The organism is Streptomyces sp. NPDC005494 (assembly GCF_042872025.1).
Lineage (GTDB): Bacteria > Actinomycetota > Actinomycetes > Streptomycetales > Streptomycetaceae > Streptomyces.
The window spans coordinates 536,533-554,073 of the sequence record NZ_JBIAJR010000002.1 but is presented as its reverse complement, the minus strand read 5'-3'; the positions used below and the strand labels follow the sequence as shown (position 1 = coordinate 554,073).

The 17,541-nt window shown below is 69.4% G+C and carries 15 protein-coding genes and 1 pseudogene; 11 read left to right on the top strand and 5 right to left on the bottom strand.

The features are described from left to right. Positions 1 to 47 precede the first annotated feature (47 nt). The 8 genes and pseudogenes from ACFYQ6_RS08255 to ACFYQ6_RS08220 all read left to right on the top strand — a co-directional run bounded on the left by ACFYQ6_RS08255 (position 48) and on the right by ACFYQ6_RS08220 (position 10,236). Positions 48 to 476, top strand: a complete 429-nt coding sequence (locus ACFYQ6_RS08255; RefSeq protein ID WP_388761626.1) for a DUF2267 domain-containing protein — start codon at positions 48 to 50, stop codon at positions 474 to 476. Between the two features lie 92 nt (positions 477 to 568). Beyond that, positions 569 to 832, top strand: a complete 264-nt coding sequence (locus ACFYQ6_RS08250) for a UBP-type zinc finger domain-containing protein (RefSeq protein ID WP_361585846.1) — start codon at positions 569 to 571, stop codon at positions 830 to 832. Beyond that, positions 832 to 2,586 (top strand): FAD-dependent oxidoreductase, encoded by a 1,755-nt coding sequence (locus tag ACFYQ6_RS08245; protein WP_388761623.1) that lies wholly within the window; start codon positions 832 to 834, stop codon positions 2,584 to 2,586. The genes ACFYQ6_RS08250 and ACFYQ6_RS08245 overlap by 1 nt, the downstream gene beginning before the upstream one ends. Before the next feature lie 61 nt (positions 2,587 to 2,647). Continuing rightward, positions 2,648 to 3,325: pseudogene (locus tag ACFYQ6_RS08240) on the top strand (ABC transporter); the annotation flags it as partial. Positions 3,326 to 3,512: 187 nt separating this feature from the next. Then, on the top strand, positions 3,513 to 4,634 hold the full coding sequence (locus ACFYQ6_RS08235) for a hypothetical protein (RefSeq protein WP_388761620.1): 1,122 nt from the start codon (positions 3,513 to 3,515) through the stop codon (positions 4,632 to 4,634). A 318-nt stretch (positions 4,635 to 4,952) separates the two neighbouring features. Next, complete coding sequence (locus ACFYQ6_RS08230) at positions 4,953 to 7,124, top strand: FUSC family protein (RefSeq protein WP_388761618.1); 2,172 nt, start codon at positions 4,953 to 4,955, stop codon at positions 7,122 to 7,124. A gap of 531 nt (positions 7,125 to 7,655) precedes the next feature. After that, positions 7,656 to 8,759: a hypothetical protein gene (locus ACFYQ6_RS08225; RefSeq protein WP_388761615.1), complete on the top strand. Its 1,104-nt coding sequence runs from the start codon at positions 7,656 to 7,658 to the stop codon at positions 8,757 to 8,759. Between the two features lie 301 nt (positions 8,760 to 9,060). Then, positions 9,061 to 10,236: a glutathione-independent formaldehyde dehydrogenase gene (locus ACFYQ6_RS08220; RefSeq protein WP_388761612.1), complete on the top strand. Its 1,176-nt coding sequence runs from the start codon at positions 9,061 to 9,063 to the stop codon at positions 10,234 to 10,236. A 275-nt stretch (positions 10,237 to 10,511) separates the two neighbouring features. Here ACFYQ6_RS08220 and ACFYQ6_RS08215 read toward each other — a convergent pair whose 3' ends face one another. Beyond that, a complete protein-coding gene (locus ACFYQ6_RS08215) occupies positions 10,512 to 11,477 on the bottom strand; it encodes a pirin family protein (RefSeq protein WP_388761609.1) in 966 nt (321 codons plus the stop codon). A 120-nt stretch (positions 11,478 to 11,597) separates the two neighbouring features. Here ACFYQ6_RS08215 and ACFYQ6_RS08210 point away from each other — a divergent pair, with 120 nt between their 5' ends. Then, entirely contained in the window at positions 11,598 to 11,975 is a 378-nt protein-coding gene (locus tag ACFYQ6_RS08210) for a tetratricopeptide repeat protein (RefSeq protein WP_361586909.1), read from the top strand. Between the two features lie 240 nt (positions 11,976 to 12,215). Here ACFYQ6_RS08210 and ACFYQ6_RS08205 read toward each other — a convergent pair whose 3' ends face one another. The 4 genes from ACFYQ6_RS08205 to ACFYQ6_RS08190 form a co-directional block, all read right to left on the bottom strand. Then, entirely contained in the window at positions 12,216 to 12,920 is a 705-nt protein-coding gene (locus ACFYQ6_RS08205) for a TetR/AcrR family transcriptional regulator (protein ID WP_388761606.1), read from the bottom strand. Positions 12,921 to 13,136: 216 nt separating this feature from the next. Beyond that, complete coding sequence (locus ACFYQ6_RS08200; protein WP_388761603.1) at positions 13,137 to 13,886, bottom strand: SDR family oxidoreductase; 750 nt, start codon at positions 13,884 to 13,886, stop codon at positions 13,137 to 13,139. A 283-nt stretch (positions 13,887 to 14,169) separates the two neighbouring features. Further along, positions 14,170 to 14,841: a 4'-phosphopantetheinyl transferase gene (locus ACFYQ6_RS08195; protein WP_388761600.1), complete on the bottom strand. Its 672-nt coding sequence runs from the start codon at positions 14,839 to 14,841 to the stop codon at positions 14,170 to 14,172. Continuing rightward, positions 14,838 to 15,743, bottom strand: a complete 906-nt coding sequence (locus tag ACFYQ6_RS08190; RefSeq protein WP_388761597.1) for a metallophosphoesterase family protein — start codon at positions 15,741 to 15,743, stop codon at positions 14,838 to 14,840. The genes ACFYQ6_RS08195 and ACFYQ6_RS08190 overlap by 4 nt, the downstream gene beginning before the upstream one ends. Before the next feature lie 155 nt (positions 15,744 to 15,898). On the opposite strand from ACFYQ6_RS08190, the gene ACFYQ6_RS08185 reads away from it, so the two are divergent. Together ACFYQ6_RS08185 and ACFYQ6_RS08180 are read left to right on the top strand one after the other, a co-directional pair. Next, positions 15,899 to 16,786: an SDR family oxidoreductase gene (locus ACFYQ6_RS08185; protein ID WP_388761594.1), complete on the top strand. Its 888-nt coding sequence runs from the start codon at positions 15,899 to 15,901 to the stop codon at positions 16,784 to 16,786. Between the two features lie 205 nt (positions 16,787 to 16,991). Then, positions 16,992 to 17,363 (top strand): VOC family protein, encoded by a 372-nt coding sequence (locus ACFYQ6_RS08180; RefSeq protein ID WP_388761591.1) that lies wholly within the window; start codon positions 16,992 to 16,994, stop codon positions 17,361 to 17,363. Positions 17,364 to 17,541: the final 178 nt, after the last annotated feature.

Sequence of the window (17,541 nt, the reverse complement as noted above, 5' to 3'; positions counted from 1 at the left end):
GACGATCCGTCACCGCTCAGCCCTCCGGTGACGAAAGGAGCCCCGAAATGAGCGAAACGGTATTTTCCTCCTTCGACACGATGGTGGACAAGGCCAATCGGCTCCTGAGGGACATCGAGGAAGCCAACGGCTGGCCGAAGGAACGCCGGAAGCAGTCGTACGCCGCTCTGCGCGCCGTCCTGCACCGGCTACGGGATCGTCTCTCCGCGGACGCGGCGGCGCACCTGGGGGCGCAGCTTCCGACTCTGATCCGCGGCGTCTACTACGACGGATGGAAGCCGTCGGAGACACCGGTGAAACTCAGTGGCGAGGAATTCTTCCAGCGAGTGCGGGACGACTTTCCCTACGCGGTCGACGGCGGCATCGAAACGGTCGTGCGCACCGTGCTGGAGTCCTTGAAGCGCTACGTCAGCGAAGGGGAATGGGATCACCTCAAGTCCGGCCTTCCCCACTCGCTTGCCGTCGTCCTGCCGTAGCTGCTGCGCCGGCCGTCGCGGTCCGGAATTTCTGTAACCGGACCGGAGACCATCGTGGGCGGCCGGACAACCATCCATGAGAGGAGAACGTCATGGCCACGATTCCGGATCCGCACCTGGCAATGGTGCGGCCAGTCACACCGCGTACCCCGCAGGGCTGCGAGGAGTGCCTCAAGGAGCATTCCCCTTGGGTGCACCTGCGCCTCTGCCTCACCTGCGGGCACGTCGGCTGCTGCGATTCCTCACCCCTCAAGCACGCCCGACGACACGCGGGCAGCGCCGAGCACCCCATCGTGCAGTCCTTCCAACCGGGCGAGGACTGGCGCTGGTGCTACGTTCACGAGGCTCTGGTCTGATGAGTACTGCCCAGCACGAGAATGGTCCGGTCCGCGAGACGCCGGACCGGTACGGGGCGTTCCCCCGCCTGACGCCGGAACAGCTTCAGGACCTGACCGTGCACGGCGAGCGCCGCAGGACCAGGGAAGGTGAGGTGCTGTACCGGGAGGGCGAGCCGTTCCGGGAGTTCCTCGCGATCCTCAGCGGGACCGTCGAGATCCTTCAGGACCACGGCGGGCCGGAAGAGCGCACCGTGGCGGCACACGGACCCGGCAGATTCCTGGGTGAACTGGGGATGCTGGAGGGGCAGGCGGCGTTCGAGACCGCCGTCGTGCGTGAGGAAGGTGAAATCCTGGCTGTACCGGTGGAGCGCCAACGCGCCTTGATCGGCCGCGACCCCGTACTCGGCGACCTGATCCTCCGCGCCTGTCTGGGCCGGCGATATCTGCTCATAGGGATCGGCGCAGGCTTCCGCATCCTGGGATCGTGCTACTCGCGGGACACGCTGCGCCTGCGTGAGTTCGCTGCCCGCAACCGGCTGCCCCACCGCTGGCTGGATCTGGAGCGGGACAAGGAGGCTGAGGCGCTGCTGCGTCGGTTCTCCATCCGCCCCGAGGAAACTCCGGTCGTCCTCTGGAAGGGCGAGCGGGTGCTGCGCAACCCGAGCAATGCCGAACTCGCCAGGCTCATCGGGCTGCCTGCCCCCACGGCGAAGGCCGCCCAGTGCGACGTGATGGTGGTCGGCGCAGGCCCCGCAGGACTCGCCGCAGCCGTGTACGGCGCCTCCGACGGCCTCACCACGATCTCGGCCGACTCCGTGGCCACCGGAGGCCAGGCAGCCACCTCGTCCCGCATCGAGAACTACCTCGGCTTCCCGTCGGGCATCTCCGGAGGCGAGCTCATCGAACGCGCGGTGCTCCAGGCCCACAAATTCGGTGCCCGCCTCATGGTGCCGGCCCAGGTCGACAGGCTCATCCCGCGGGACGACGAGTACGTGGTCACCTTCACCGACGGGTCCCAAGTCCGGGCGGACGCCGTGGTGCTCGCCTCAGGTGTCCGGTACCGCAGGCTCGAGGTGCCCGGCATCGACCGTCTGGAGGGCGTCAGCGTCTACTACGCGGCGACCGTGCACGAGGCCAGTCTCTGCGAGGCGGACCCCGTCGCCGTGGTCGGCGGAGGCAACTCCGCCGGACAGGCGGCGCTGTTCCTGGCCCAGTACGCGTCCGGAGTCCACCTCCTCGTCCGGGGCAGCGACCTCAATGCGAACATGTCGCGTTACCTGGTGGACCAGGTGGAACGGCATCCCAAGATCGAGGTGCTGCTCCACACCGAAGTCCGGGGGGCCTCCGGGAAGGAAAAACTGGAGTCGCTCAGCGTCGAGGACAACGCGCATGGTGAGCGCCGCACGCTGCGGGCCGCCGCGCTGTTCGTTTTCATCGGGGCTCGCCCGCGCACGGAGTGGCTGAGGGGCGTGCTCGCCCTGGACGAGAAGGGCTTCGTCCTGACGGGGGCTGACGCCCAGGCTGCTGCCGACGCGACCCGGTGGGACTCTCTCGGCCGTGGTCCGTTGCTGCTGGAGACCAGTCTTCCCGGGGTCTTCGCAGCCGGCGACGTCAGGAGCGGCTCGGTCAAACGAGTTGCCTCGGCCACCGGTGAAGGTGCCATGGCGATCCGCCTCGTGCACGAGCATCGGGAAATCGCCGGCAACCTGGTCCGCACCGCAGGCCCGGAGGGGCCTCGACCGGTGACGGGCCGGTCCGTGGCCTGGCGCTGACTTCTCCGCCGGTCCGCTCCGGGCGCACCCAGCCATCGTGGCGTCGGCCGGACGGCGTGGCGACGAGGCCAGGGCGCGCGGCTACTCGGCCGGGCGGTTCTCCTTCAACGTGCCTGAAGGACGGTGCGAGACCTGCCAGGGCGAGGGATTCGTCGCGGTGGAACTGCTGTTCCTGCCTGGTACCTACGCGCCGTGCCCGGCCTGCCAGGGCGCCCGGTACAACGCCGAAACGCTGGAAGTCACCTACCGTGGCAAGAACATCGCGGAAGTGCTGGCGTTGTCCGTCGACGCCGCTGCCCAGTTCCTGTCCGCCGTGCCGGCCGCCTCCCGCAGTCTGGAGACGTTGCGCGAGGTGGGACTGGGGTACCTGCGGCTGGGGCAGCCCGCGACGGAGCTCAGCGGTGGTGAGGCGCAGCGCATCAAACTGGCCAGCGAACTGCAGCGAGCCCGCCGCGGCCACGCGCTCTACCTGCTCGACGAGCCGACGGCGGGGCTGGACCCCTCGGACATCGCGCTGCTGCTGCGACAACTGCACCGGCTCGTCGACGCGGGCAACACGGTCGTCCTCGTCGAGCATGACCTGGACACGATCGTCACCGCCGACTGGGTCATCGACCTCGGGCCGGGCGGTGGCGACGCGGGCGGGCGGGTGGTCGCGGCGGGCCCGCCGGCCAAGGTAGCGAGGGCCCGCCGCAGCGCCACCGCGCCCTATCTCGCGGCCCGGCTCGCGGACTCCTGACGACGGCGCGAGCGGGCTGAGCACCGGTCACCGGGAGCAGGCCCCGTTCCGGGAGAACGCGGAGATCTGGCCGCGCCGCATGCACCGGTCGGCGGGAGCCAGCGTGTCATCGCAGCGCCGACGCCGCCCCGGGGGCATTCTGTGGGCACTTGCGGTCGCGGGGACGGACAACGAGAAGGATCCAGTCATGCAAGCGTCGTCGCCGGGCGTTACGGTCGTGGCTCTCCTCGCGGACCCGGACGCACCGACCGAGATCGCGAAGCGTATGAGCCGGACCCTTCCCGCTCGGCTCGCCGACAGGTCTGGCCAAGGGCGACGGTTCGACATCGAAGTGATCAGTGAGCCCTTCACTTCAGGGACGGAGGACCCACCTACCTTGATGCGCCGGATCATGGACCGTGGCAGTGCGGAGAATTGGGACATCGTCGTCGCCCTCACCGACCTCCCGCTGCACTCGCACGGCCGCAGGCTCGTCGCGCATATGAGCCACGAACACGGCTTGGCCTTGTTGTCGCTGCCTTCGTTGGGGGGCTTCCGGCTGCAGACGAGGGCCCGCCTTGCTGTGGAAGAAGCCGTGCTCGACTTGTCGGGCCCGCAGCCCACCGCCTCTGGGAGGCCCGCACGAAGGCAGATGCTCCCGGAGTCCGTCGACCGTCGTCCCACACCCGTTCACCCGCGTCGGGTCGGCGAGGAGGAGAGCCCTGATCTCCGGTACGCCATCAGCGGGCCGCGCGGCTATCTACGGGTTCTCTTCGGTATGGTCCGCGCCAACCGGCCGTGGCGGCTGGTCCCGGGCCTTTCGAAAGGCCTGGCGGCCGCACTCGCCACCGGAGCCGTCGCCACTCTGGACTCCACCGTCTGGAGCCTGGCTACGTCCCTGAGCACGCCACGCCTGGTCGTCGCCACGGTCGGGTCTGTCGGGCTCATGATCGGCTGGCTGATCGTGGACGCGAACCTGTGGCATCGGACAGGGGAGGGCTCGCCGGAGGCGAGGCAGAGGACGGCTCTCTACAACACCTCGACCGTAGTGACCGTGAGTATCGGGGTACTCGTCTGCTACGTGGGCCTGATGGTCATCAACTTTGTGTGGGGGCTGTTCATCCTCAACGACCAAGTGTTCGCCTCCATGACACGAAACCCGTTGAACGCAACGGACTACTGGACGCTGTCGTGGTTCGTGGCTTCGACCGCCACGGTGGGCGGCGCGCTGGGATCAGGCCTGGAGAGCGACGAGGCGATCCGAGCAGCGGCTTACTCGAAGCGCGAACAGGAACGTCGCCACATGCTCCAGGACGAGCACGATGGCTAGATGTACGCAGATGCACAGGAGCCGGTGGCGATGGAGTACGGCTCGTCCCGCCCGTCTCCTAGGCGGCGGTGGCGAGACGAACGTGATGGTGCGTCTGGTGACCGGGCTCAAGGAGGGCAGATCGGTTGTGCGGCGGAACGGCGGCTCGCCGGCGTCAGCCGGACCTTCGGCCAGAGGTGTCCGCAGTAGCAGCGTCCCGTCCCAGCACCTGCGGCCGTCACCCTGTTCCCGGGCCGTGTGGGAAGCGCTCTCGCACGTCGGCCGAACCAGGATCCGGCCGACGCGAGTCGGCATGACCTTCCGGCTGGGTTCACGCCCGTGACGTGGCCGCGGGCCTTCATGGAAGTCCTTTGGTCCGGGCTCAGAATCGAGGAGACGCGGCTGGAGTTCCTGCTCGCGCTGCGCACGGCCGCCGGTGTGGCACTCGTCATCGGTCCGGCGCTGTGGCTCGGCTCCCCCGCGTACGCCGCATCCGCCGCCCTCGGCGCTTTCTCCGCAGGCGGGGCCACCTTCCAGCGCACCTGGCGCCCACGTAAGGTGATCGCGCTCGGCGCCGGCGCGGGGTTGGCGCTCAGTACCCTGGTGGGTTACCTGGCGGCGGGGCGACTCGTGACGTTCCTTCCGCTGCTGGCCCTGTGGACCTTTGTCGCGGGGCTGGCCTGGGCCGTCGGATCGACCGCTGGGATCGTCGCAGCGACGACGGTCGGCAGCATGCTGGTGACCATCACCCTGCCCACGAGCGTCGGACGCGCCCTGGAGCACGCCGGGATCATCGCGCTCGGCGGAGTGGTGCAGGCCGTGCTGATCTTGCTGTTCCCGATCCGCCGATGGGGGGCGCATCGTGACGCGCTCGCCGACGCTCTGGCCGCTGTGGCGGACTACGCCCGCCAGCTCCGGCACGACCCGACTGCCCGCTTCGACCCCGAGCCCTTGATGACAGCCCGGGACGCGGCGGCCGTCACGCCATCACAGGCTCGCACTCGCCCCACCGCCCTCCACGGCCCGCGAGGACTTGCCGAGCGTATTCTGCCGGCCATCGCCGCGCTCGCCGACCCGGACGTCGGCGCCCCGGCGGAGGGACCTGGACGGGACCGCGCGCGGGAGCTGCTCGACGCGGCGGCCGACGTTTTGGATGCGGCCGCCCGATCGATCCGCCGCGGCACCCCCGTCGAGGTACCGCCCGAGACTGTGGACCTCCTGCGCGAAGACGAGCAGCACGAGGTGCTCGAGGGATCCGCGCGGCAGGCCGCCGAGAGACTCGCGGAACTGCTCGGTGAGGTGCTGGAGATCGCTGAGTGCGGCAACGCGCGCAGAAGGACGCCCACGCAGCATGGCCCCGCGGGCGTTCAGTTCCTGGTGCGGCCGACCATGTTCCGGCTGCTCCCGGTCATGGTGCGGGCGGTCCGTCGTGAGCTCCGCCACGACTCGCCCGTCTTCCGGCATGCCGTTCGGCTGGCGGCGGTAGCCACCCTCGGCTATCTCATCGCCGCCCGGCTGCCCCTGGGGCACGGCTACTGGGCACCCATCGCCTCGGTGATGGTGATGCGTCCGGACTTCCACCGGACGTACGCGCGCGCGGTCGCCCGTCTCGCCGGGACTGTGGTGGGGGTCGTGCTCGCCACCGGGGTGGTGCGGGCCCTGGGCCCGGACGCACATGTGTTCGGTGCGCTGGCGGTGGTCTCGGCGGGCCTGTCGTACACCCTGATCCGTACCGGCTACGCCTACTCCCAGTGCTTCACTGCCGCGTACGTCGTCTTCCTGCTCGGCATGGGCGGCCAGGCATGGGAACAGACGGTCCCGGAGCGGATGGTACTCACCCTGCTGGGCGGAGCCCTGGCGATGCTGGCCTACGCGGTGTTCCCTGCGTGGGAGACGCCCCGGCTGCCGGAACGGCTTGCGGACTGGCTTGCCGCCGACGGCCGCTACGCGGCTGCGGTGCTCCGCAACTACGCCGAACCGACCAGGGAACGCCGAGCCGACATGCGCCGTGCCCAACTGGCGAGCAGAAGAGCGCGTGCCGCCTGGCAGGAGGCATACGACCGGGCAAAGCAGGAACCGGTCCGCCCCAGGGGCCTGACTTCGCGTGAGGCGGAGGAGGCACAGGAGGCACTCGAAGGGTTCGACAGGGCGGCGACGCTCATGGAGAACCGCGTCCCGCAGGACGACCACCCTTTCGCCCGCGAGGCGGAAGGGCTCGCCGAAGCCCTGGAAACGGACACTGCGCAGGCGGCGGCCGACATGCGCGAGCACAAGGATCCGGACTGGGGACGCGTGGAGAAAGCTCTCCAGGCGTGGGAGGGCGCCGGTGCCCGGGGCCCAGCGCTACGGCGCGAGGCGGACCTGCAGAAGCGCGCCCTGGAGGACCTTGCGACAGCCGTGAGCCGCACCCCCCTGGAGCGCGACGTCGGCTCCGTGCGCGAGGAGCAGCGGGTGCGGGAGGCCGTGGAGGCTGAAGGCGGTGGCCCGGGACCCGCGCACCGGGGTGGGTGACGTTCCGAGGACGGCGAGCGCCGCGCCCTCCTGGAGAGGCAGCAATCTTCCGGCCGCCGGCCGGCCACACGTGCACCGCTGTCACGGCTGCGAGGCCGGCCCCGTCAGGAGGCGCAGACCGATTCCTTCGGCATTCCAGCCATGCAGGGAAGGGTCGTCTCTGCATGGCGGACACCTTCACCCTGATCGCCTGACTTTCGACTGCGCGTAGTGACACCAGGTTGCATGATCCGCTGGTCGGTGGGCCGGTTCGCGAAGGCCGCCGCCTGCCTGGGGACTTCCTCGGCCGAGTCGGTCAGTCTCCCGGCCCGCGCCACACACCACCACCAGGTACGCCCGATCGCGACTGGGTCGTGGATGCCGGTTCCGTGCTGCGAGGAGGAATCCGTACCTGTCTGCCGGCGCCGGTGGGGCCAGCCCGTCAAGGGGCGCCGATGTTGCCTCGGGGGCATCCTGGGCTCACCGGCTCATCGCCGGGCGGCCGACAGGAAGGGCCCAGTCGTGAGGGTGTCGTCTCAGGGCGTTACGGTCGTGGCTCTCCTGGCGGATCCGGACGCTCCGACGGAGATCGCCCACCGCGTGGCCCGGACCCTCCCTGATCGGCTGGCCGAGAAGGCGGCTCAGGGGCGACGGTTCGATGTGCGGGTGGTCAGCGAGCCTTTCACCGCGGAGACCGAGGACCTGGCCACTTTGATGCGGCGGATCGCCGACCGCAGAAGTTCGGAGGGCTGGGACGTCGTCGTGGCCCTCACCGACCTTCCGCTTCATGCACACGGGCGCAAGCTCGCGGTGAATCTGAGTCACGAAGACGGGTCAGCGCTGCTGTCACTCCCTTCATTGGGCGGCTTGCGGCTGCAGAGAAGGGCCCGGCGAGCCGTGGAAGAGGCCGTGCTCAGTTTGTTGGCGGATCCACAAGCCACGAGCGGCGAGGAGGCTGAGGGACGTCCGCGAAGTAGGCCCCTGCAAGGGCCCTTTGCCAGCCCTCTCACCTCCATTCACCCGGGCCAGGTCGGTGAGGAGGAAACCGCTGATCGTCGGTACGTCGTCAGCGGACCGCGCGGTTACCTGCGGCTACTGTTCGGTATGGTCCGCGCCAACCGGCCGTGGCGGTTGGTACCGGGCCTGTCGAAGGCACTGGCCGCCGCACTCGCCACCGGAGCCATCGCCACCGTGAACTCCACCGTTTGGAGCCTCGCCGCGGCCCTGAGCACGCCGCGCCTCGTGATCGCCATGATCGGGTCCGTCGCGCTCATGATCGGCTGGCTGATCGTAGACGCGAACCTGTGGCACCGAACGGCAGGAGAGTCGCCGGAAGCGCGAAAGCGGGCGGCTCTGTACAACGCCTCGACGATCATGACCTTGGGTATCGGGGTGCTCGTCTGCTACGTCGGTTTGCTGGTCATCAACTTGGTATGGGCACTGTTCATCCTCAACGGACACGTGTTCGCCTCCCTGACACGAACCCCACTCAATGCCACGGAGTACTGGACGCTGTCCTGGTTCGTCGCTTCGGTCGCCACCGTGGCCGGTGCGCTGGGCTCAGGGTTGGAGAGCGACGAGGCGATCCGGGCAGCCGCCTACTCCAAGCGTGAGCAGGAACGCCGCAGCATGCTGAAGGACGACCACGCCGCCTAGCCGGTGACCTGGGTCGGTGTCCGCCGCCAGGTGGTTTCCGGGTCCGCGGATTCCCCCAGCCGCTCCGCCCGCACACCGTCGTTTAGTGAGACTTTCTACGGGTATGGGCACTTTGCGCTGCGCCTGGGGCGCTTATGGCGGACCGGTCGTGGCGCTACCGTTCACCTGTACCGGGTGGGCGGCCCGCAGAGGCGTGTCGAAGCCGAAGACTCCGTCGTACCGGGCACGAGAGTCGGGCGTGTGGACTCCGCCTCCATCGCAGCCGTGCTGCGGTCATGCCGCGGCGCCGAAAGAAGCGATCATGAAAGCAGCGGTATATGAGAGCCCGCGTACGGTCACGGTGAAGGACGTGCCGGACGCGAAGATCGAGCACCCCTGCGACATCATCGTCAAGATCACCGCCACCAACATCTGCGGTTCGGACCTGCACATGTACGAAGGCCGCACCTCGTTCGAATCCGGCCGTACCCTGGGCCACGAGAACATGGGCCAGGTCGTCGAGGTCGGTTCGGCCGTGAGCAAGGTCCAGGTCGGCGAGTACGTGGTCCTGCCCTTCAACATCGCCTGCGGCTTCTGCAAGCAGTGCGAGCGGGGTCTGACCAACTACTGCCTGACCATGCAGCCGGAACCGGCCCTCGCCGGTGCCGCCTACGGATTCGCCGAAATGGGCCCCTACCAGGGCGGCCAGGCGGAACTGCTGCGCGTGCCCTACGGCGACTTCAACGCGCTGCGCCTGGGTGAGGACGCCGCCGAGCGGCAGACCGACTATGTGATGCTCGCCGACATCTTCCCCACCGGCTACCACGCGACCGAGATGGCCCACGTCAAACCCGGCGACCAGACGATCGTGTTCGGGGCCGGCCCCGTCGGGCTGATGGCGGCCTACTCCGCCCTCCTCAAGGGCGCCGGCCGTGTCTGGGTGGCCGACCACCAGCCCGACCGGCTGCGTAAGGCCGAGGAGATCGGGGCCATCCCGATCAACACCGCCGAGCAGGAGCCGGCAGAAGTCGTCAAGGAGGCCACTCTCGGCCTGGGCGCCGACAACGGCTGCGAGTGCGTCGGCTACCAGGCACACGACCCCTCGGGACAAGAGGACGCCAGCCTGACGCTCAATGGCCTGATCGACTCGGTCAGGTTCACGGGCGACCTGGGCGTGGTAGGCGTGTTCCTTCCCGAGGACCCCGGCGGCGCCGAGGCCCAGGGCAAGCTGGAGGCGCAGGGCAAAGTCCCGATCGACTTCGGCATGATGTGGTTCAAGGGCCAGCACATGGGAACCGGACAGGCACCGGTGAAGAGGTACAACCGGGCGCTTCGCGACCTGATCGCCGGCGACAAGGCAAAGCCGAGCTTCATCGTCTCCCATGAACTGGGCCTGGACGAAGCCCCCGCCGCCTACGAACACTTCGACGCCCGCGATGAGGGATGGACCAAGGTGGTCCTGCATCCCAACGGACACGGCAACGGCCACAAGCAGTAGGGCTCCCGAGGCCGCCATACCGCCCGGGTCCCCCAGCGGTTGTTCACGAGCGAGGGGGCAACCGCCCCCTCGACGCACGTTGGACGACGCGAACGAGCGCGCGCGGGGGGTCGGGAGCACGGCTGGACGAATGGCTGCCAGCTGACCACCCGTCAGTAGAGTCAGCATGGGCTGGGCCCTGATGGACCTGCACACGCACGGCGACACCTTCACCTGACATCGGATGCGGCCTCCGCCCCCGCTTCCGCCGGCCCCTGGATCCCGTAAAGCCCTGTTCAGCGGGTACGACCCCGCGGCTTCAGGGGTCCCGGTGGTAGCTCCGGGGCGGACAGCCGCGCTCCTGCATACCCGTGCACCTCCCCAAACCTCACCCCCTTCACCCAGTCCTCGCGCGCCCTGCTGATTTCGTCGTGGGAACGCCCCACGAAGTTCCACCACATGACAATCTCCTCCGCGAACGGCTCACCGCCGAGCAGCATCAGCCCTGCGTCGGAGGCTGCGCGCAGGGGCAGTTCGGTACGGCCACAGCCGAGGTAGAGCATCGACCCGGGCAGCACCGGGACGCCGTCGACCTCGGCCTCGCCCGACATGGCCAGCACGGCGTACTCGAAGTCGGGGTCCAGCGGCAGTCCGGCTTCGGCGCCGTCGGCCAGAGCCAGGTCGGCTCCGACGAGCGGGGTGTAGGCCCTGCCCGGCGAGGTGGCGCCGTCGAGTTCACCCAGGATCACGGTGGCGGTGAGACCTGGGGCCGTGACGGTGGGCAGGGCGGTGTGGTGCTCGAAGTGCGGGTCCACGTGCCGGTGCGCGTCGGGCAGGGCGACCCAGAGCTGGGCGCCGTGCAGAAACCTGGCGTGACTCTTCGGACTCTCCTCGGAGTGACTGATGGCCCGGCCGGAGGTCATCAGGCCCAGTTCGCGTGGCCTTACGGTCTGGAGGCTGCCGAGGCTGTCGCGGTGCAGCACCTCCCCCTCGTGCAGCCAGCTGACCGTCTGCAGGCCCATGTGAGGATGCGGCGGCACCTGCATTCCCGGCTCGTCCGCGATGTCGTCGGGACCGTAGTGGTCCACGAATGCCCAGGCCCCGACCATGCGGCGCCCCAGGTTGGGCAGCAGCCTTCGCACCTCGGTGGACTCGCCGAGCTGGACACGGCGCGGGGTGAGGAGTTCACGTACCGGTTCGGCGACGACGAAGCCCCGCCCTCCGCAGACCGAGGGGGTGGCCTGGCGATCGAGATTGCTCATGGCGCACAACCTATTCCTGGACGGTCGTGGTGTATCGGCCCCCACGCCGAAAATTTAGTGGAATGTTTAACTACCTCTCCGTGTTGACGCGTCCGTAAGCATTCCGGTGGAGGAGGAGAAGTGGACGAGAGCTACTACGAGTTCGGTACGCCCGCCGACCGGTGGGACCGGGCGCAGCTGTTCTTCGAGGCCAAGGAGTACCTGACTGCGGCCAGGATCCTCGGCGGGCTCGTCCAGGAGGCCCCGGAGCAGGTGGCGCCGCGCCTCCTGCTGGCCCGCGCCTACTACCACTCGGCGCGACTGGGCAAGGCCGAAGCCGAACTGCGGGAGGTCCTGGAGCGCAACCCGGTCGAGGACTACGCGCGACTGATGCTCGGGCGCACCCTGGAGCGCCAGGGCCGGCACGCGGAAGCCGCCCCGCACCTGCGGATGGCCGACGCCATGGCCGGGGAATTCGGTTCCGGCTCGGCTTCCCGAGAGGGGCGGGTCCAGGACTGACAGGCCCTTGGGACCGGGAGCCCGGAGCAGGCCGACGCCTGGCCGACCGGGCCCCGGGCGGAGGGCGACAGCTCGCTCACGCCTACGCCGCACCCTGAGGAAGACGGGGAACACGACGAGAGAGGGAGGGCGGGGACCGCGTCGGCGATGCGCGGCTCAGCCGGAGCCGACCTCGGCGCCCATCCCCCGCCCCGGCTCAGCCGGAGCCGGCCTCGGCGCCCCTCCCCCGCCTCCCTCCCGTCAGCCAGCGGCTCGCTCGGTGTTCGACACTCGGTCCAGCCATTCCGTCATGAGCGCCGACTCGGCCGTGCTGAGCCCGGTCCCCTGAGACCGGCGCAGCAAGGCACTCAGGCGAGCGGCCGTGGAGGGCACGTCGGTCTCGACCGGCTTGCCCTCCCGCGCGTCCGGGGTGAAGACAGCTGCGTGCACAGCGTCGCGCACACGCGCCGAAACCCCGGCGTCCGGGAAGGTCGCAGGCCTGGACACCAGCATCAGGGCGACGCCGGTCGTGGACGACATGATCATCTGGGCTGCGAGCTCAGGAGCGATGCGCAGCTTCCCCAGAGCGGCCGCCCTCTCCAGGTCGCGGGTCAGTATGCGGTGAGCTTCCAGCGCGGCAGCCGGCGGCGTCCGCATCGCAGGGGAGTTCATCAACCGGTAGAGGTTCGGGTTTCGGAGAGCGAACTCGACGTGGCTGTCCCAGCCGTTGCGTAGATCCTCGACGGGATCCGTGGTGTCGCTCCGTTCGCGCTTGGTCGCCAGGTAGGCGTCGAAGCCCTGGTCGACGACCGCCGACAGCAGCCCCGCCTTGTCCCCGAAGTGGCGATACAGGGCAGGCGCCCCGACCTGCGCCGCCTCACACACAGCTCGCGTGGAGATGTCCCCGTCGGGAGACTCCGCGACCAGCTGGGCCGCGACTTCGAGAATGCGCGCTCGTGTACTCACCGGAGGGACGCTACCAAGCCCTGTACAGGACCGAGCGGACGGCCGGAGGGGTTGGTCGCAGCGACATCGCGGCGGCACGGAGCAGCGCGAGGGCTGCTGCACCGCTCGTCCGGTCCGCGGCCACGACGGCGTCCCGCATCGCCGTACCCTTCGAGCCGCGGTCCTCCAGCCGAGTCGTCCCACCGGCCACCGAGCTGGTGCGCCCCGGCACCCCCGTCAGGCGATGCCGCCGTTGGCGCGCAGCACCTGGCCGTTGACCCAGCGGGCCGGGCCCGCGAGAAAGGAAACGACCTCAGCTATGTCCTGGGGGGTTCCGAGCCGCTCGAGAGGAGGCTGCGCGGCCATTCCGGCAACGGTCTCCTCGTCCTTGCCGTCCAGGAACAACGCCGTGGCGGTCGGCCCGGGCGCCACCGCGTTGACCGTGATGTCGCGCCCCCTCAGCTCACGGGCCAGGATCAGGGTCATCGCCTCCACGGCCCCCTTGGTCGCCGCGTAGGCGCTGTAGCCGGGCAGAGCCAACGCCAGCACGGAGCTGGAGAAGTTGATGATCGCGCCCCCACCACGAAGGCGGCGTGCCGCCTGCTGGCCGACGACGAAGGTGCCGCGGATGTTGGTGCGGTGCATGCGGTCGAGGACGTCCAGATCCAGGTCGACCAGCGGGGCGAGCGCCATCACGCCTGCGGCGTGGACGACCACATCGACGCCCCCGAAAGCCTCCTCGGCCGCGTCGAAAAGAGCGGCAACCGCCCTTTCGTCGGCTACGTCGGCCTGATGCGCCAAAGCGGCGCCTCCGGCGGAGACGACAGCCGCCACCGCCGCGTCGGCCTCACCCTTGCTGCCCGCGTAGTTGACGACGACCGCGAACCCGTCCGCCGCCAGCCGTTCGACGCTTTCACGGCCGATCCCCCGCGATCCCCCGGTGACGACGGCGACCCTGCGGGCGGTGGTGGTGTGCTGCTCGGTCATGAGGATGCTCCTGCGACAGAGAGATTGCCCCGGTTCCACGAACCCTTTCGACAACAACGCTAACACCGTGACGTTAGCGTCGCTACCCCCGAAAGGGGTAACGCCGCTATCTCTTGCCGCCCGAGGCGGGAGCGTCGTTCCTCTTCGACAGACCCACCGCCGGACGGATCACCGAGACCCCAGGCAGCACACCGCCTGGCGCTTCACACGGGCAGCCGACCACCCCTGGCGTCCCCCTGCCGTCCGGCGGCCGCCGGGCCGTGACCACTCGTCCGCGACTGCGTCACACCCCGGAAGCCGTCGGCAGCACGATGGCGGTCACCGCGAAGCCGCCGTCGACGAGCCACTTGCCCGTGTACGACGTCGGCATCCCTGGCGCCGTGCGCAGCAGTTCGGCTGTGAACGTGCCTTCGGTCGCGGTGTCCGGTTGTCCGTGGAAGGTGATGTCTGCCTCGGAGAAGTCGAGTTCGGTCCGGGTGAGCGGATACCACGTCTTGAAGACGCTCTCCTTGGCACTGAACAGGAGCCGCCCCCAGTGGACCGCGGGGTTCGCCGGGCCTGAGGGTATGCGCTTCCGTTCCGACGGCAGGGATATGACTTCCCAGACATCGGGCGGCAGCGGTGCGTTCGGCTCGGCGTCGATGCCGATGGCCCGTACCTCCGAGTCCCTGGCCAGCACCGCCGCACGATATCCGTCGCAGTGCGTCATGCTGCCGACAGTGCCTGCGGGCCAGAGCGGCATTCCGCGCAGGCCGCGCAGCACAGGCGCCGGGGGCAGGCCGAGCGTGGCCATGGCCCGTCTCGCGCAGGCGCGCACCGCCGCGAACTCGTGTCTGCGGCGGTCCACGCTCGTGGCGATCAGTTGTTCCTCCTCCGGGTAGAGACTGCCTGCCGGAGCGTCCACGTCGTAGGTGTCCGCGCTCGCGACGTGCTCGGGGACAAGACGCTCGATCACGCGCGCTCACTCCCCTCGGACGAGGTCTGCTCACCGTCGTACGGGAGGATCTGCCTCATCAGACCGCGCGGGTGCCCCCGCTTCCGCCACTCCCTGGGGTAGCCGATCGAGACCTCTTCGAATCGCACCCCGTCGTGCCAGGTCGTACGGGGGATGTGCAGATGGCCGTAGACGACCGTCGCGACGTTGAACCGGGTGTGCCAGTCGGCGGTCAGCTCCGTGCCGCACCACTGGGCGAACTCCGGGTACCACATGACGGAGGTGGGTTCGCGCAGGAGGGGCCAGTGGCCGGCGATCACGAGGGGCACGTCGGGGTCGTGCGCGGCCAGCCGCTGTTCGGTGAGGGCCACCCGCTCCCTGCACCAGTCGTCCCGGGTCGGATAGGGGTCGGGGTGCAGCAGATACTCATCGGTACAGACGACGCCCGCTTCATGGGCCTTGGCCAGAGATTCTTCCTTGGTGGCCGTTCCCGGCGCCCTGAAGGTGTAGTCGTACAGGAGGAACACCGCTGCCACCGCCACGGGACCGTCCGGCCCCGGCCACAACGGGTACGGGTCCTCGGGTGTGGTCACGCCGAGCTCACGGCACACCGCGACGAGGTGCTCGTACCGCGCCCGGCCCCGTAGTTGGAGCGGATCCCTGTCCACGGTCCACAGTTCGTGGTTCCCGGGGGTCCACACCACCTTGGCGAAGCGCCCCGCCAGCAGTTCCAGGGTTGCTTCCACCTCTCCGGCCTCTTCCGCCACATCCCCCGCGACGATGAGCCAGTCCTCGTCGGAAGTCGGATGCAGCCGATCGGCGATCGGCCGGTTGTCGGCGATACCGACGTGGAGATCACTCACCGCGAGAAGCCGGCCGCCCCCCTTCGCCGCATGCGGAACGGCGCCAGTCTCAAGACTCATTGTTCGAATTTACAGTCTTCGCCGTGCGGTACGGGGCTCGCCGCTCGACATGCTCGATGTTCGTCCGCCCAGGATGATTGACCGAGCGCCTCCGGGGCACGCGGCGGCACATGTCCCCCACGGCCGTGGCCCGCGACCGAGACAAGGAGAAAGCGATGCCTGACACCGGACAGCCGCAGGATCCGACCGAGGCCCACCCGCAGCCCGATTTCCCCCAGCAGGAGCAACAGCACCCAGGCTGGACGGGCCCCATGGATCCGCCCCCGGACCACGGCGAGGACTCCTACGAGGGCCATGACCTTCTGCTCGACCGCAAGGCGGTCGTCACCGGCGGCGACTCCGGCATCGGCCGGGCCGTGGCACTGGCCTTCGCCCGCGAAGGGGCGGACGTCCTGCTGACGTATCTGCCCGACGAGAAGGGTGAGGCGCAGGAGACCTGCCGTCTCGTCGAACAGGCCGGTCGCAGGGCGGTCCCGGTGGCCTGCGACATCCGGGACGAGAAGCAGTGCCGTGAGCTGATCCGGACGGCGGTGTCGGAGTTCGGCCGGATCGATGTGCTGGTGAACAACGCCGCCTACCAGATGTCCCAGCCCGACGGCATCTCCGCCATCTCCACCGAGCAGTTCGACCGCGTGGTGCGCACCAACCTGTACGGGATGTTCTGGCTGTGCAAGGCAGCCCTTCCGCACATCCCGGCCGGCGGCTCGATCATCAACACCACGTCCGTCCAGGCGTTCAAGCCCAGCCCGCACCTCCTGGACTACGCCATGACCAAGGGGGCCATCGTCACCTTCACGCAGGGGCTCGCCCAGATGCTGGCCTCCGACGGAATTCGTGTGAACGCGGTTGCTCCCGGGCCGGTGTGGACCCCGCTCATCCCCGCGACCATGCCCGACACCACGGAGTTCGGGAAGCAGAGCCCGCTGGGCCGCCCAGCGCAGCCGGCCGAGATGGCTCCCGCCTACGTCTTCCTCGCCTCGGCGAACGCGTCCTTCATCACCGGCGAGATCATGAACGCCACCGGCGGCACGCCGCTGCCCTGATGTGCATGGGCGGGGTGCCTCAGGGAAGGCGTCGTGTGCGAGCAGACCACCCTGAGGAGCCCGCCCTCGACGCTCGGCAACCCAGGACGGGCAGAGGGCGTGACGTTCTCGCCTCCGGGCCGGACCGTCCGAGTCCGCGGTGAGGACGGACGCCCTGACTCGCGGCCGTGGACGGAACGCCCCGCACCCGACGAAAGGTTCGGACATGCCCATCGCCACCTACTCCCTCGTCGCTCTCGACTGCCCCGACCCCCACTCGCTCGCCGCGTTCTACCAGGCCGTTCTGGGCGGCGAGGTCACGATCTACAACGAGGACTGGTACGACCTGCACGTACCGGGCGGAGTGCGCATCGCCTTCCAGCGGGCCACGGACCACCGGCCGCCGGAGTGGCCCCGTGGCGACAGGAACTCCCAGCAGGCACATCTGGACTTCGACGTGCCGGACATCGACCGCGCCCAGGAACAGGTGCTGGCCCTCGGGGCCACTCCACTGGACCTCGAGGACGAGGGCGGGAAGCGTGGCTTCCGGGTGTACGCCGACCCGGCGGGCCATCCGTTCTGCCTGTGCCGCCACTGACGTACGGTGCCGACGGTGACGTACCGCGCCGCCTCTGGTGTGCGGTGCCACCGGGCACGTACCGCGCCACCGGTGACGCGCCCGGTGCGACCGATGATGTCCGGCTCGCGAAGCACTCGGGTCCCCTACGCGGGCTGTCGGTGCTTCGCCCGGATCGAGGAGCGACAGTGACTTCACG

Excerpts from the sequence above, each read along its gene's own strand:
- ACFYQ6_RS08255 (WP_388761626.1), top strand. The coding sequence starts at position 48 with ATGAGCGAAACGGTATTTTCCTCCTTCGACACGATGGTGGACAAGGCC.
- ACFYQ6_RS08250 (WP_361585846.1), top strand. The coding sequence starts at position 569 with ATGGCCACGATTCCGGATCCGCACCTGGCAATGGTGCGGCCAGTCACA.
- ACFYQ6_RS08245 (WP_388761623.1), top strand. The coding sequence starts at position 832 with ATGAGTACTGCCCAGCACGAGAATGGTCCGGTCCGCGAGACGCCGGAC.
- ACFYQ6_RS08235 (WP_388761620.1), top strand. The coding sequence starts at position 3,513 with ATGCAAGCGTCGTCGCCGGGCGTTACGGTCGTGGCTCTCCTCGCGGAC.
- ACFYQ6_RS08220 (WP_388761612.1), top strand. The coding sequence starts at position 9,061 with ATGAAAGCAGCGGTATATGAGAGCCCGCGTACGGTCACGGTGAAGGAC.
- ACFYQ6_RS08215 (WP_388761609.1), bottom strand. The coding sequence starts at position 11,477 with ATGAGCAATCTCGATCGCCAGGCCACCCCCTCGGTCTGCGGAGGGCGG.
- ACFYQ6_RS08200 (WP_388761603.1), bottom strand. The coding sequence starts at position 13,886 with ATGACCGAGCAGCACACCACCACCGCCCGCAGGGTCGCCGTCGTCACC.
- ACFYQ6_RS08190 (WP_388761597.1), bottom strand. The coding sequence starts at position 15,743 with ATGAGTCTTGAGACTGGCGCCGTTCCGCATGCGGCGAAGGGGGGCGGC.
- ACFYQ6_RS08185 (WP_388761594.1), top strand. The coding sequence starts at position 15,899 with ATGCCTGACACCGGACAGCCGCAGGATCCGACCGAGGCCCACCCGCAG.
- ACFYQ6_RS08180 (WP_388761591.1), top strand. The coding sequence starts at position 16,992 with ATGCCCATCGCCACCTACTCCCTCGTCGCTCTCGACTGCCCCGACCCC.